We start from the raw sequence: 13,006 nt of genomic DNA on the forward strand, positions 1-13,006 counted from the left end.
AACGTGCACCCGAAGTCTGACAGGCCGTCGACTCGCCAAATGTGCGCCCCTGAATGTGCTGACCTGCACGGGAACATGCGCCCACACCACGAAATGAGCGATTCCACATGCTTCGTTGGGCCGCCCGGGACGACGGCCGACGGCTGCCGTCAGGCCAAATCCAACAACTGCTCGTAGAACCCCCCGAACCCGCCGGCCCGATCTGCCCCGTCGACTCCTTCAGCTCCTTCGGTTCCCTTCCGCTCGTGCACCAGGTGGACCTCCAGGATCCAGTGGCAGCGCCGGCCCGCCCGGTCGGTGCGGCGCATCGGGTGGACGTTGTCCGACACGACGTACGAGTCCGTCTTGGCGCCGTCGATCGTCTCGTGCGGGAACTCCCCGACGAGATGCCCCGCGTGCCAGCCGCCCAGGGCCCAGCCGGCCTCCGCCGCCAGCCGGGCCACCTCGGCGTACAGCCGCGCCCCCGTGATGTCCGGATCGGCCTCGAACGCCCGCCGGCCCGCCGCGAAGATCGCCGCCAGGTCCTCCCGCAGCCGGTGCTTGACCGGGTCGTCACCGAGGACGAAGGTGCGCCCGAAGTCCGCCTCGTACTCCTCGAAGATCGGCCCGAAGTCGGCGAACGCGATGTCGTCCGCCCCGATCACCCGGTCCGGCGGATTCTCCCGATAGGGGAACAGCGTGTTCGGCCCCGAGCGGACGATCCGCTTATGCCAGTGCTTCGTCGTGCCGAACATCTCGTTCGCCAGATCCCGGATCCGGTCACTGACCTCCCGCTCACCGGCCCCGGGCACCACCAGCCCCCGGCGCTCGACCTCCTCGAACAGCGCCGCCGCCTTCCCCTGCGCCGCCACCAGCCCCCGCACACGCATTTCCTCATCCACACCATCAGACACACCCACGCCGCTCCTCCTCTTCCCTCACAGTCCCGCCCCCCACAACAACAGCCCCCTCCACACCCCCTACCACCGCAACTGCCCGAACCACCCATCCCACACGCTGGCATCGACCCGGTCACGCAGGCGCGTCCACGAACCGGTCGCGCATGCCGCCGTCGCTGAAGCTCGCCAACGCAACTCCGACCGAGCGTGCCCGCCGGGTCTCCACAACTCCCTTGACGCCTAACGGGCCGAGAGCTTTAGTGATCGCGACTGTCTTCAAACGATCAATATCTAGTGATCCGCGATCTCTTGGGGGAATCGATGCGCACTCTCACCTCGGCCGGAGCTGCCCTCGCCGCCGTCGGCCTCAGCCTCGGTCTGTGTTCGGCACCGGCGTCCGCGGCGCCCACCGCTCCCGCCGCGTCCGGCGCTTCTCAGCACTCCGCCTCGGCCCCGGTGGCGGCCAAGGCCCCGCCGAAGTCGGGGAAGGACAGCGTCAAGTGCAGCGGCTCCAGCGGGCGGGTCAACTTCTCCTGGAAGAGCGGCTGGTCGAGCACCACGGTCTACTACAACAACCACTGCCTCGGGGGCACCCGCACCACCGCTGCCTTCAAGTTCTACAACGACGGATCCACGCCGTTCTACAAGTGCGTCACCTTCCAGGGCGACTCCCAGGGCAAGTACAAGTTCGCGCGCATCAACGAAATCATGGACGTCAACACGGACACCAAGAAGTGCAAGAACAACTGATGCCCTGAGTCAGCCCATGGGGTAGAGCCGTAGCCCCGACTGCTGCGGCGAGGAACGCATGCCCCTAGGGGAACGTGTACGGGGCGACGCGGGTGGTTTGCACATCGTCCTGTGACCGGCTTGTCCCGGCACAGGACGCGACGTGCGGTCAGGCCCGGCAGATGATCGCACCGTGCAGGCCGCTGAGCCAGCCGACCGGGTCGGAGGCCCAGGTGCGCCAGGCGGCGGAAATGCTGCGCAGGTCGTCCTCGGTGGCGAGGCGTCGCGGCTGAGCCGGTCGGCGATGGCCGAATCCAGGATGCGGTCGGCCCACATGCCGCACCAGTGGACGCGGTCCCCGTCGAAGGTGTCGTCGGCGAACTCCAGCGCGTGCATGTCCACGGTGTCGAACTCGGCGTCTTCCAGCCCGCGTTCGGCGCGACGGCACACGCCACCGCCTCCACCACGTCCGCCGCCGCGTCGATGGCTGTCACCCGGCCGGGGACCAGCTCGCCCAGATCGGCGGCCATGTACCCGGACCTCACGGAGCCCTGCGCCGTGCACCAGCGGCGAGCCTGTGGAAGAGGTGCCGAAGAGGGAGTAGAAGCCGCTCGCCGGAAGACACTCAGCCTGGCGGCTCACGGGGCGACTCCGTGCAGCGCCGGGCCGGACCGGTGCTGGCCGTGGGACCTGACAAGGCCACCCATCAGGGGCGGCAGGCCGGTGGCTCATGGGCACCCCGTGGAACCACTATTCCCTGTTGGAGCATCTCTTCCAGGGCGAGTTGAACAGCAGGGGGGTGTTTCGCGTTGGGTGTAGTGCTGCCTGAGTGGGCGGACGAGGTTCTCGACATCATCGGAGTCTCATGGCCGAACGTCGACGAGGACGACTACCGGGACATGGCTGATGCCATGCGCGAGTTCGCCGATGACATCGATGGTGGCGCCAAGGAGGCACACACTGCCATCCAGGGCTTGGTTGAGTCGGCAGGCGGCTCACTGGCCGCGGAAGCTCTGAACCGCCATTGGGGAAAGATCAACGGTACCCACCTGAGGAACTTGGGTGAGTGTGGTCGGCTCACGGCCACGGCGCTGGACGGCGTCGCCATCCTGATCGAAGGCGCCAAGATCGGCGCGATCGTTCAACTCGGCATTCTTGCCGCAGAGGTGATAGCCGCGCAGGCCGCCGCCCCCTTCACACTCGGCCTTTCCGAGCTGGGGGCTCTGGCGGGCACCCAGGTCACCCGCCTCTCAGTTCGCCGAATATTCAAGGAGGTGTGCCAGCAGGTCGCCGAGCAAGTCGTCAGCATGGCGCTCACCCCCGTCGACGAAGCGCTCGGTGCGATGGTCGGTGACCTGGTCGTTCAGCTCGGCGCCAACGCCTTGGGAGCACAGGACGGCATCGACCTCGGACACGCTGCCCAAGCCGGCAAGGACGGCTTCAAGCAGGGCGCTCATGACGCCAAGGACTCCGCCAAGTCGGTGGCCGACAATCCGATGCAACTCCTGAGCGCAGGCCCAAGCGGCGCACCGTCAGGAAGCGAGGGCGGAACCCGCGGCGGATTCAGCTTCGACCCCGATGAACACGACCGGGCCGTGACCGGCCTGCAGAGTGCGGGAGGTACGTTCCGCAACAAGGCCGGCGGCAAGATCGGCCGGGCCCGCACCCACCATGGCCGCACCCGGGGCAAGGACGCCATCGCTGATGCGGCGAACGCCATGTTGGACAAAGTCATCGACGGCATCGAGGAGGGCGTCAAAAAGACCGCCAAACACCTCGATGACAACATGACTCGCGGCGTCAAGCAGATGGCAAAGAACCACAAGGAGAATGACGACAAGCTCGCCTCACATTTCTCCGGCCTGGGCAAGGGTGACCGGACCGACCCGAAAGCCCCCCACACAGGTGGCGGCGGCGGAGGGAAGGGGCCCGGCGGCGGTAAGACCGGCGCGGACGACGGATCCGGGCGTAACCCTTGGTGGCATGGCCACAGCGCGCACGAGATGCGGCATCATCGCAGAGATCCGATCGATGTATCCCACGAGAACCCGCAAACCCAACTTGAGCATTTGGAAAACGAGTCGCGGCAACTCGCCGACGACGCTCGGGACACGAAAAATACCAGAGACACTCCCGGCAAGGATTACCGTAAAGATGGATGTGCGGGGAGCCTCTTGCATAATGGAACGATCACTGCACATACGAGCTCAATCAAGAGAAAGCCAGTCATTAGACCGCAGGACAAGATACGGATGGATGCGGGGGAGATGAAGCGCCCCGAACCACAGATGTACCCGCGAGCGCACCCTGCTGTGCAGCAGGTGCTCGACAGGGTTGAACAGGAGATCAAGGCAGAGGGAAGACATCCAGGAACCGGGCATGGAAAATGTGCGGAAGTATCATTGATTTCCGACCGCCTACATCAGCTGGACCCTGATGGCACCAGCATACGCACGCCTGAGGACGCCCGCAGAGCACTCCATGGCAGCAGCGTTCACACTAGGCAGATTGGACAACAGATAAGCAAGGAGACGGGGAAAATTGAATACGATCACGGGGACTATAAGCCTCCCTGCCGTTCCTGCGCCGCAATGCTTCCCAGACTGGGCGTCCGAGCCCATAAGTAACCGAAACCTTCAAGGAAAGGAAGTCTTGTGCCACGCGAGGAAACGCTCAAAGAGGTAGACAAACTTCTTGCCGAGGCAGGATGGCATCCGGAGCGCGACGAGGCGGATCGAGTAGCGGAATTGACGCAATTCGTGATCGCTGACCTGGCTACTCACGACTGCGAAGTCTCCCTGTTCCCTGCAGCAGAAGCATTCTTGCGTTCGTACGGATTCCTCGATGTAAAATTCCCTTACGACCCGGGCCGCACGGAACACTTCAACACGTGCGCCCGGTTCTGCAGCAATGAAGCAGAAGAGATCACTGAGCTCTCCGAGGATCTGCAGCAGCCCGTTTTCCCTGTCGGCTGGGACAAGATCGAAGGGGGGCTAACCGTGATCGACCCGTTGGGTCGGATGTTCTGCATTCACCACACCGGGTTCTACTACATGGGAGTTGGAATCAGAGAAGCGATTGCTTGCCTGTACGTTGGGGGTCTACAGCCCGCGGAGGATTATTTTGTCTAGCATTGTCCCTGGCACTGCCTCTTCGCTGCTCATTCACGGCAAGATCTTCAGTCATACCAACTTGGTCGGCGATGGTGATCCGAATCTCCATCCGGCCGTACTCGAGTTCTTCGACCGGCTCCCGATCGAGGAACGCGAGCCATTTATCGGATACTGCGCCGAGTCTGCACTCGTCTCCGACCAGCTCTGGGCACTGGAATCCGAACAGGAAGGGCAGCACCAGGTTTCCCTCGAAGAAGCCGCCGCACACTTTGCCGGGGCAGCCATGGTTTCAAAGAAGATCCGTGATCATGGAGATCCCGACCATGGACAGCCCACCGAGCCGTGTGGCGCCTGCCGCGCCCTTCTCGGCCAGCTGAACATCCGATTCATCGGGCCGTGAAGCCGGATGGAGAGCACGTACCCGGAGGCAGATGTGCGTAGCGCCGTCGAAGTGTTGACTCGTGCAGGATGGGCTCCCGGGCGGGACTGCGGCTCGTCCGCCTTCACGGCCATTTTGGAAACTGCCAGTACGGTCGGCCGCGATGAGCGGGCACATTGGGAACTCTTCCCGGCAGCCGAGGCCGCCTTGCGCGAATTCTACGGAGTGGACGTTCTCCTCCACGGCCCGGGCAAGGAAGTTGCCCTTCACGGCATAGTTGTCGACCCTCGCGAGGGGCGACACGCCCTGGCCACGATGCAACGGTTCGCAGAGCGCATCGGTAGTCGGATCTTCCCCTTCGGCTCTCACGGCGAGGAATCCCTGATCGCCGTGGACGAGCAGAACAGGCTCTTTCTGGTCAACCACGGCGGCTGGTGGTTTCTCGGAGACTCACCCCTTGAAGGGCTCACCGTACTCATTGAAGGCCTTCGCCCTGACCGAGTTCTCGAGGACGGGACTTGGCGAGAAGACGGCGGTCCCGAAGCAGAACTGCATCAGAACAGCGAGTCTGCCGGAACCGAGCGGCCGCCGACTGGCCCTCATACGCACACGGGCGTTCAGGCCGTGTTCGGATAGCCGTCCCTCAGACGCGTCGGGCGTTTCGGTGTTCGCGGAGGAGGATTTTCAGGAGGGTGGGGAGGGCGGGGCGGGCTGAGGAGGTGAGGAGGCGGGGGCCCTTGGCGGTGGCGGCGGTGGTGGTGGCTTCTTCGAGGGCGATCAGGGCGCGGACGAAGGGGCGGTTGGCGGGCGGGACGAGGTCGGTCACGGGGTGGCTGGCGGCCAGGGTGGTGCGGGCCCGGTGGAGCAGGTCGCGTAGCAGGGCGCGGACTTCGGGGGTGTCCGGGGCCTGGCGGAGGTCGGCGGGGGTGACACCGTGGCTCAGCAGGGCCTCCTGCGGGATGGTGAGTCTGTCGTCGGCGAGGTCTTCGGCCAGGTCGTTGACGAAGTCGAGGCGTTGGCTGCCGTCGATGTAGGTGCGGCAGGCGGCGCGGTAGCCGGCGGGTTCGTCGCCGGGTGCGAGCAGGCAGGCGACCAGCAGGAATGCCGGCAGGGAGTAGTGGTCGAGGTAGCGCTGGTAGTCCGACTCCGTGGCGAAGCCGGTGAATTCGAGGTCGGTGGCGGCGGTGTCGAGGAACTCCCGCACGTGGCCGAGGAGGCGGGGGTGACGGGCGCCGGTGTGCAGGAGGGGGCGGATCACCGGGTGGTCGCTGACGCCGGTGGCCAGGGCCTGGTGCACCTCCTTCTCCCATGCCGTGTAGGCGGCGGCACGCTCGGGCAGCGGGCCGTGGTCGAGGAGGTTGTCGGTGTGGTGCATGAAGGCGGTGGCGGCGATCACGTGGGGCGCCAGGGGGCGCGGCAGGAGCAGCAGGACCGCCAGGTAGGCCGCGGGCTTGTAGCGGGCCACCAGTGAGCGCTGCCGGGTGAAGTCGTCGCGCAACTGCGGGTCGTGAATACCCGCGGCGTCCAGCCTGGTGGTCCACATGCTCGTACCCTCACCCATTCCCGTGCCGTTGGCCGTTCGGCCGCTCGTGCCCTTGCCCGTGCCCGTGCCCAGGACCGTGCGCGCGCTGCGCATGCTCATTGTCCGGGCGCGAGCCGGGGCCGCGCCGCCCGGATCCCCCACCCCGGATCCCCCACCCCCGAATATCCCTCGCCGCGGCGCCCGCCCAAAGGGCAGCATGAGGGGATGAGGAGCCTTTCCGGACCGCCGGGCCGCGAGGTGCGCGTGCCGCCGTCGATCGCCGCGGTGGCCGGCGGGCGTCCGCTGGTGCCCGTCTGGCAGAACGCGTTGGGCGGCCTGACCTTCCAGCTCGGCGCCGGGGACGGCCGGCTGTTCGCCAAGTGGGCGCCGGCCGGCTCCGGGCTGGACCTCGCCGCCGAGATGACGCGCCTGGACTGGGCCGGGCGGTTCACACCGGTGCCCCGCGTCCTGGACCACGGCCACGAGGCGGACGGGGCCTGGCTCGTCACCCGCGGGCTGCCCGGTGAGAGCGCCGTCAGCCCGCGCTGGACGGCTGATCCCGGAACCGCGGTACGGGCGCTGGGGGTGGGGCTGCGCGCCCTGCACGAGCGCCTGCCGGTGGCCGACTGCCCCTTCAGCTGGTCGGTCGCCGCTCGTCTCGGGCGCGCCCGGTCCGCAGGGGGCGGCGCCCCCGCAACGCTGGAGGAGCCGGTGGTGGACCGGCTCGTCGTGTGCCACGGGGACCCCTGCGCGCCGAACACGCTGCTGCACGCGGACGGTTCCTGGTCCGGCCATGTGGACATGGGCGCGCTGGGCGTCGCGGACCGCTGGGCCGACCTCGCCGTCGCCACCTGGAGCACCGAGTGGAACTACGGTCCGGGATGGGACGGCACCCTCCTCGACGCCTACGGCATCGCCCCCGACCCGGAACGCACCGCCTTCTACCGCCGCCTGTGGGACCTCACCTGACGCCCCTCCCCCACCCGCAGACCACCCAGGCAGGGCAGCCCAGCCAACCCACCCAGGTCACACAGACCACCCAGGTCACGCAGACCACGCGCGCCAGGCAGCCCACCCGGACCTCGCCGCCCCGCCCCAGACCTCGCCACCCACCCGCCCCGGACCTCACCACCCCACCGAATTCCGATACATCAGGTGAACCCGACATCCCCCGACATCAGGCACTCCTTCCGAGGCCCCGTAATCCTGCGCATTCTCTGTGCAGAAAGGGCACGCACGCGCTGCCGACGCGGACTCCGTGAAGTCGGGCGCCCCTCTCCACTCGGCCCAAAGGCGCAGGCAGCACGCGGGATTCCCGGGTCCTCACGGCTCGCCGTGTCCTGCGGGCGGCACGGTCGGTGCCGCTTGGCAATCCTGGGGTGCTCAAAGGACGGTGAAGGAGTTGTCACCATCCGGTGGAGCGCGGTGCGCGCCGACATCACGCGATACCGGAACGTCTGGGGACATGACCGATGGGTCGGGGTGGCCGGTTCGCCGTGGACGTGGTGGGATCTCGCAGCAATCGGAAGGCTCACATCCGCTTCCGCTTGCCACGGCCGTCGAACCGGCGGCGTCAGCCTGTCGCCGGGGCGGCCGATACCCGCTCATGATCACCGTGAACAACGAAGGAAAGGGCCGTCATGCACAAGGACTCCATGCCCCGGAACGAGACGCACGAGATCGCCGACCACGAGCTGGACCAGGTGTCCGGTGGCGTGCTCGGGGCCGAAAACCTGCTGGGCGGCGGGGCGTCGCCGCTTCCCGGGCTGCCCGCCCTGCCCACGGTGGGCGGCTCGGTTTCCGGTGGCGTGAGCGGTCAGATAGGTCCCGTCGGCGGCCAGGCGGGCTTCTCCGGCGGCGTGGGGATCTGACACGTAACGCAGCACCGCAACATCGCAGCACCGCCCGTCCCACCGGTTCGTCGCGCCCCGAACTGCCTTCCGGTGGGGTGGTCATGGGCCCCGGCGCGCTCTCGCGTCCGGGGCCCACGGCAGGTCTCAGGGGCTGCCGGAGGCTGGAGACCGCGCACCCCCGGCCCCCGCTCCGGTCCTCAGCTCGGCACCCGCGGCGCCACCGCCGCCGCGAACTCCGAGGCGAGAGCGCACAGGTCCCGCTGGGGCCCCGCGTTGACCCGGGCGACGTGGACGAGGACCTCCCCGAACGACGCGGGCCACAGGATCGCGCAGGCGTTGTCGTTGCTCGTGGCCACGGCGGACGGCACGCCGACGACCGAAATCGGCGTCGGTGAGGGTGAGACGGGGACATCCCGGGTGTAGACGAGATGGAACGCCGCGGCCTCGCGGCCGTCGGAGCCGGAGTAGCTCCACCTGCACGAGTTCAGCTGCACACCGGCATTGCCCGGGTTGTCGGGCAGGCCCGTGCCCAGCCCCAGCTGCTGGGCCGTGGTGGCGTCGAGCGCCGCGCACGGGTCGGTCGCGGATCCGGGGGACGCCGAGGACGTCGGGTAGGACCCGTACCCCGGGGAAGCCGATGCCGTCGGGTAGGACCCGTACCCGGTCGGTGAACTCGACGGCACGACGCCGGGCAGGACGTCTCCCTGGTCCGTGCCGCCGTCGCTGCCGTCGCGCGCCAGCAGCCAGATTCCCGTGCCGGCCGCCGCCGCCAGCAGGACCGTGGCGATCGCCACGACCAGCGCGCGCCGGGGCCTGCTGCCTGCGGGCGGTCCGTCCGGGTGCGGCGCCGCCGCCCAGTCCTGCCGCTCCTCATCCCATTGGTCCACGCCGACTACCCCTGCCTGCCCAAGAGTTGCGTGATCTGCTGGACCACGGACGCCGCCGAGGCGAGCGCGGCCGCGGCCGTCGCACCGAGGTCGAGCCGCTCGCGCAGCCACTGCAGACGGCTGCGGCGCACCTGCCCGGTGGCCTCGATCTCCTCCTCCGCCTCGGCGAGCCGGGCGTCCACGTCGGACATCTCGTCACTGGGGCTGAGCAGGTGCAACTGCGCGCGCAGAGTGGCCATGGCGGTGCGGAGTTCGGGAGGCGCGTCGAGGACGGTGGTGCCGGCGTCCAGGGCCTTGGCGTGCGGACCCGAGGCCGCGGCGCCCCCGCTCATCACGCCGATGCTGATGCCGCCGGGGACGGCCGGGGGCACGACGGGCGGCCCTCCGTCGCCGAGCGGGGGCGCTGGATGACCGACGCGCTGCGCGCGGTCCTCGGCGGTCGCCCCCTCACCGGCGGCCACCGCGCCACCGGTCAGCACACCGACGCTGATTCCTCCTGACGGGCTCGGAGCGGACGGCGGGACGGCGGCCGCGCCGGCCGCTCCCCCGTCTTCCTCCGGCTCCCGCATCCCCGTGGTCATGACCGGCCGCCCCCTGATTTCACCGTGATGTCCTGCTGCTTCGCCGAGGCCCGCTCGCCCGTGGCGACCGCGCCGCCGCTCATCTCACCGATGAAGACCCCGCCCCCGTTCACATTGACGACGTACTGCTCGAACTCGCCGGACTCGTAGCCCTTGGCGCGCAGCGCCTCCCGCACCCCGCCGGCGATCCGGTCCTGCAGCGTCTTCACGTAGCGGCTGATGTCCATCTCCTGGAGCAGCGACACCTCGTGCACGCTGCCCAGCTCCCGCACCGACGTGACCGGCCCGTCCGGCAGCGCGTACTGCGGGAGCGTCAGCCAGGTGCGGAAGAGGGAGACGGCCGTGCGGAGCAGCGAGACCGCGGCGGCGAAACCCGCCGCGGGGCTGGTGAGCAGGCAGCGCACGGCATCGCGCAGCACATCGTCCGCGCGCTGCGCGGCGATCACGTCCACCGACCGGAACTCCGGGCGCACGGGGGTGAGGATGTGCGGCACGACCTCCAGGACCAGCATCCCGCCCTGGGTGTGGACGCGGACCAGGAGGGAGACCCCGACCTGTTCGTCCCACGCCCCGACCCGCACCCGCAGGAAGTGCCGCCGCGCCTCGCCGCCCTCGCCGACCGCGCCGTCGAGGTGCCGCCGCACATTCGCGGGGTCGTACCTGACCTCGCCGCGCGCGACCCCGACCGGCAGATAGACCATCTCGTCGACCTCCAGCGAGCGGAGGCGGTCGCGGCTGCTGGCCGCGGCCGAGGTGCGCAGGGCCTCCAGCCGCGGCTTGATGAGGTCGATGACCTCGCGGCCCGTGAGCGCCCCGGTGTCCGCGCCCGGCCCCGGCACCCCGCCCAGCTGCTTCTGCGGCGTCCGCCGCTTCAGCTCCATGACGAACGACCACGGCTTGTACGGTTCGCCGGCCCCGACGAACGGCCGGAAGGGGTCGTAGATCGCCAAATGCGCGTGCTGCTCGCGGTCGATGGCCGCGCCGATGCGCTGGTACTGGTCGCTGACCGGCAGCTCCTCGCGGCGCGCAGGGGCGCCGCGGCTCAGCTGGTGGCGCATCACGGAGGAGACGTGTGCGCGGTGGGCCCACACGGGCGGGACCAGCAGCACCGGGAACAGCACCGCGGCCCAGGCGCTGCCGCCGCTGAAGAGGGTGAAGAGCACCAGCGCCCAGTACGCGAACGTCACGGCGAACGGCAGGACCGGCAGCACCGCCTTCAGCCGGCCGCGAGTGGCCTCCTTGAGCACCGAGCGGCCGAGCGCGAAGACGGCGCCCCGGCCCCCTCGTACGCCCCAGCACACGGCGCAGACCAGCCCGTACGCCAGGAACCAGGGGACCGGCAGCAGCGTCTGCGACCAGATGCCGGCCAGCCAGCAGGCGATGAACCCGGCCCAGACGGCCAGCAGCACCAGCCCGGTCTCCGCCTCCCTGCGGCGGGCGCGCAGGGCGTGCGCGAGGACCGGCAGGACGTCGATGCCGAGCGACGGGGCGACCGGGCGCTCCTCGTGCTCGACCAGCTGCTCGATGACGCGGCGGCGGAACCGGCTGTCGAAGTAGACACCCGCGCACAGCAGCCGGGTGGCCTCGCTGCGGATGTACTGCGGAGCGCCGTCCGGCGGCGACGCGGCGGACTCTTCAGGCACGAGCACCCACCCCCCGATGGTCGAACTCACTCGCGAACCAAGGAAGTTGAGTGAGTTTCAGTAGGGACAGTATGGCCCTCGGCCGCCGCCCCCGGAAGAGATTCGCGCACAGTGTCCGTGCGCATCCGAATTGTGCTAGCGCGAGGCGTCGGGGGCCGGGCGGGCAGCCCGGTGCCGGTGTGCGTCCCGGGCGCGGGGCGCCGCCGAGGCCGGGGGCGTCTGCCCTGGTCAGAGACGGTGCACGGGTCTCGCGGAGGGCGCCGGGAGCGGTGTGCGGAGTAGGGTGAAAGCACCGGGAGCACTTCGTACACCGGCTCTCTCGCGGGTGTGCCTCCCGGCCGGCAGCAACACCGGGACGCGGTGCCCGCGGGCCCGGGGACAGGTCGCGGTATGGCGGAGAAGACCAGCAGCGACACCACCGGGTGTCCGCGGGAGCTTCCCGGGCCGACAGCCCGGACGCCGCGCGGACGCCCGTCGGCACGAAGGGTGTGAGGGCATGGAGACCGTTGTCACCGTGGCCGCGATCCTGGCCCTGATCATCGTGGTCGCGTACCTGATCCGCCTGCGCGGCACACCGCAGGCCGGACCGGGCGCGGCACGGCACGGCGGACGGGGCGCGGCGGCCCGCGGCGGCAGCCTGCCGGGGCGCGGGGACCGGCGTGCGGCGCGCCGGCGGACGGCCGGGCTCCCCGATCCGCCCGCCTGCCCGCCGGGCGGCCCACGATGAGACACCCCCACCCACTGCCCCCGCCCGGGCACGCCGAGGTCCGGATCGTCGCGGCGACGCCGGAGGCCGCCCGGCTCATCGCGGAGGCGCTGCGGCGCCGCTTCGCCGCCACCGAGCAGCGCAGCTACCCCGCCGGCGGCGAGGGCGGGACCCGCCTGCACCTCACGGTCGACACCACCCACACCGCGGCGGCGCCCCGGCCCTGGCCGGCGACCGGCGAGGCGTCCGGGGCCCGCCGTCTCCAGGCGGACGAGATCTGACGGAGCCGGTGCCGGCTGCGGCCCGTGAAGCCCGTGCCGTGCCGGAGGGCGGACCGCACCGGCCCAAGGGGGCGTACCGAATCGAGGAGCGAGCGGCAGCCATGGCAACACTGCACGAGCGGAAGAACTACCGCACAGCGGTCCTGAAGGCGCTGTACCGAGCCACCGCGGAGAACCGGCTGGGCACCCCGGGGACCAGGCTGCGCGACGACCTCGGGCTGCCCGAGCAGGATCTGGCCGCCGCCTGTACGTATCTGGTGGGCGAAGGCCTCGTCGAGGTCGACTGGACGACGCACCACACGCCCGCGATGGTCACGCTGACGCATGAGGGCATCCGGCAGATGGAGGCCGAGGAACAGGAGCGCGAGGAGCGCGGCTGACCGGGCGCGCGGGCGACGGTGCCGCCGGCGGCTCCCCGCACCGCGGCGGCCCGT

The 13,006-nt window shown here is 69.7% G+C and carries 16 protein-coding genes; 10 read left to right on the top strand and 6 right to left on the bottom strand.

What is annotated here, in order from left to right; genetic code table 11:
- Nucleotides 1-149 precede the first annotated feature (149 nt).
- Nucleotides 150-869 carry a M24 family metallopeptidase gene (locus tag IEY78_RS06370; protein ID WP_189096863.1) on the bottom strand — a complete coding sequence of 240 codons (720 nt, stop codon included), beginning with the start codon at nucleotides 867-869 and terminating at the stop codon, nucleotides 150-152.
- Between the two features lie 330 nt (nucleotides 870-1,199).
- Here IEY78_RS06370 and IEY78_RS06375 point away from each other — a divergent pair, with 330 nt between their 5' ends.
- Nucleotides 1,200-1,628 carry a hypothetical protein gene (locus IEY78_RS06375; protein ID WP_189096594.1) on the top strand — a complete coding sequence of 143 codons (429 nt, stop codon included), beginning with the start codon at nucleotides 1,200-1,202 and terminating at the stop codon, nucleotides 1,626-1,628.
- A gap of 148 nt (nucleotides 1,629-1,776) precedes the next feature.
- Here the strand turns inward: IEY78_RS06375 and IEY78_RS06380 are convergent, their stop codons facing one another.
- Entirely contained in the window at nucleotides 1,777-1,941 is a 165-nt protein-coding gene (locus IEY78_RS06380) for a hypothetical protein (RefSeq protein WP_189096595.1), read from the bottom strand.
- A 484-nt stretch (nucleotides 1,942-2,425) separates the two neighbouring features.
- Here IEY78_RS06380 and IEY78_RS06385 point away from each other — a divergent pair, with 484 nt between their 5' ends.
- The 4 genes from IEY78_RS06385 to IEY78_RS06400 are packed head-to-tail and all read left to right on the top strand — an operon-like array spanning nucleotide 2,426 to nucleotide 5,735.
- Nucleotides 2,426-4,234 (top strand): YwqJ-related putative deaminase, encoded by a 1,809-nt coding sequence (locus IEY78_RS06385; protein ID WP_229699775.1) that lies wholly within the window; start codon nucleotides 2,426-2,428, stop codon nucleotides 4,232-4,234.
- A gap of 27 nt (nucleotides 4,235-4,261) precedes the next feature.
- A complete protein-coding gene (locus tag IEY78_RS06390) occupies nucleotides 4,262-4,738 on the top strand; it encodes an SUKH-3 domain-containing protein (RefSeq protein WP_189096597.1) in 477 nt (158 codons plus the stop codon).
- A complete protein-coding gene (locus IEY78_RS06395) occupies nucleotides 4,731-5,120 on the top strand; it encodes a YwqJ-related putative deaminase (RefSeq protein ID WP_189096598.1) in 390 nt (129 codons plus the stop codon). Before IEY78_RS06390 ends, IEY78_RS06395 begins: the two co-directional genes overlap by 8 nt.
- A 33-nt stretch (nucleotides 5,121-5,153) precedes the next feature.
- Complete coding sequence (locus IEY78_RS06400; RefSeq protein ID WP_189096599.1) at nucleotides 5,154-5,735, top strand: SUKH-3 domain-containing protein; 582 nt, start codon at nucleotides 5,154-5,156, stop codon at nucleotides 5,733-5,735.
- Between the two features lie 7 nt (nucleotides 5,736-5,742).
- Here IEY78_RS06400 and IEY78_RS06405 read toward each other — a convergent pair whose 3' ends face one another.
- Nucleotides 5,743-6,642, bottom strand: coding sequence for a squalene/phytoene synthase family protein (locus IEY78_RS06405; protein WP_229699742.1), 900 nt, complete (start codon nucleotides 6,640-6,642; stop codon nucleotides 5,743-5,745).
- Between the two features lie 204 nt (nucleotides 6,643-6,846).
- On the opposite strand from IEY78_RS06405, the gene IEY78_RS06410 reads away from it, so the two are divergent.
- Both IEY78_RS06410 and IEY78_RS06415 read left to right on the top strand, forming a co-directional pair.
- On the top strand, nucleotides 6,847-7,590 hold the full coding sequence (locus IEY78_RS06410; RefSeq protein WP_189096600.1) for an aminoglycoside 3'-phosphotransferase: 744 nt from the start codon (nucleotides 6,847-6,849) through the stop codon (nucleotides 7,588-7,590).
- A 671-nt stretch (nucleotides 7,591-8,261) separates the two neighbouring features.
- Nucleotides 8,262-8,492, top strand: a complete 231-nt coding sequence (locus tag IEY78_RS06415; RefSeq protein ID WP_189096601.1) for a hypothetical protein — start codon at nucleotides 8,262-8,264, stop codon at nucleotides 8,490-8,492.
- A 179-nt stretch (nucleotides 8,493-8,671) separates the two neighbouring features.
- Here the strand turns inward: IEY78_RS06415 and IEY78_RS06420 are convergent, their stop codons facing one another.
- The 3 genes from IEY78_RS06420 to IEY78_RS06430 are packed head-to-tail and all read right to left on the bottom strand — an operon-like array spanning nucleotide 8,672 to nucleotide 11,585.
- Nucleotides 8,672-9,361, bottom strand: coding sequence for a DUF3558 family protein (locus IEY78_RS06420; protein ID WP_189096602.1), 690 nt, complete (start codon nucleotides 9,359-9,361; stop codon nucleotides 8,672-8,674).
- A 5-nt stretch (nucleotides 9,362-9,366) separates the two neighbouring features.
- Complete coding sequence (locus IEY78_RS06425) at nucleotides 9,367-9,942, bottom strand: hypothetical protein (protein ID WP_189096603.1); 576 nt, start codon at nucleotides 9,940-9,942, stop codon at nucleotides 9,367-9,369.
- Nucleotides 9,939-11,585 carry an AbeC-like domain-containing protein gene (locus IEY78_RS06430; protein ID WP_229699743.1) on the bottom strand — a complete coding sequence of 549 codons (1,647 nt, stop codon included), beginning with the start codon at nucleotides 11,583-11,585 and terminating at the stop codon, nucleotides 9,939-9,941. Before IEY78_RS06430 ends, IEY78_RS06425 begins: the two co-directional genes overlap by 4 nt.
- Before the next feature lie 496 nt (nucleotides 11,586-12,081).
- Between IEY78_RS06430 and IEY78_RS06435 the strand changes: the two genes are divergently transcribed.
- The 3 genes from IEY78_RS06435 (at nucleotide 12,082) to IEY78_RS06445 (ending at nucleotide 12,952) form a co-directional block, all read left to right on the top strand.
- Nucleotides 12,082-12,312: a hypothetical protein gene (locus tag IEY78_RS06435; protein WP_189096604.1), complete on the top strand. Its 231-nt coding sequence runs from the start codon at nucleotides 12,082-12,084 to the stop codon at nucleotides 12,310-12,312.
- On the top strand, nucleotides 12,309-12,572 hold the full coding sequence (locus IEY78_RS06440) for a hypothetical protein (RefSeq protein WP_189096605.1): 264 nt from the start codon (nucleotides 12,309-12,311) through the stop codon (nucleotides 12,570-12,572). The genes IEY78_RS06435 and IEY78_RS06440 overlap by 4 nt, the downstream gene beginning before the upstream one ends.
- Nucleotides 12,573-12,673: 101 nt before the next feature.
- Nucleotides 12,674-12,952, top strand: a complete 279-nt coding sequence (locus IEY78_RS06445; RefSeq protein ID WP_189096606.1) for a hypothetical protein — start codon at nucleotides 12,674-12,676, stop codon at nucleotides 12,950-12,952.
- The last annotated feature ends 54 nt before the right edge of the window (nucleotides 12,953-13,006 follow it).

The sequence above is a fragment of the Streptomyces kronopolitis genome, assembly GCF_014646275.1.
GTDB classification, from domain to species: Bacteria; Actinomycetota; Actinomycetes; order Streptomycetales; family Streptomycetaceae; genus Streptomyces; species Streptomyces kronopolitis.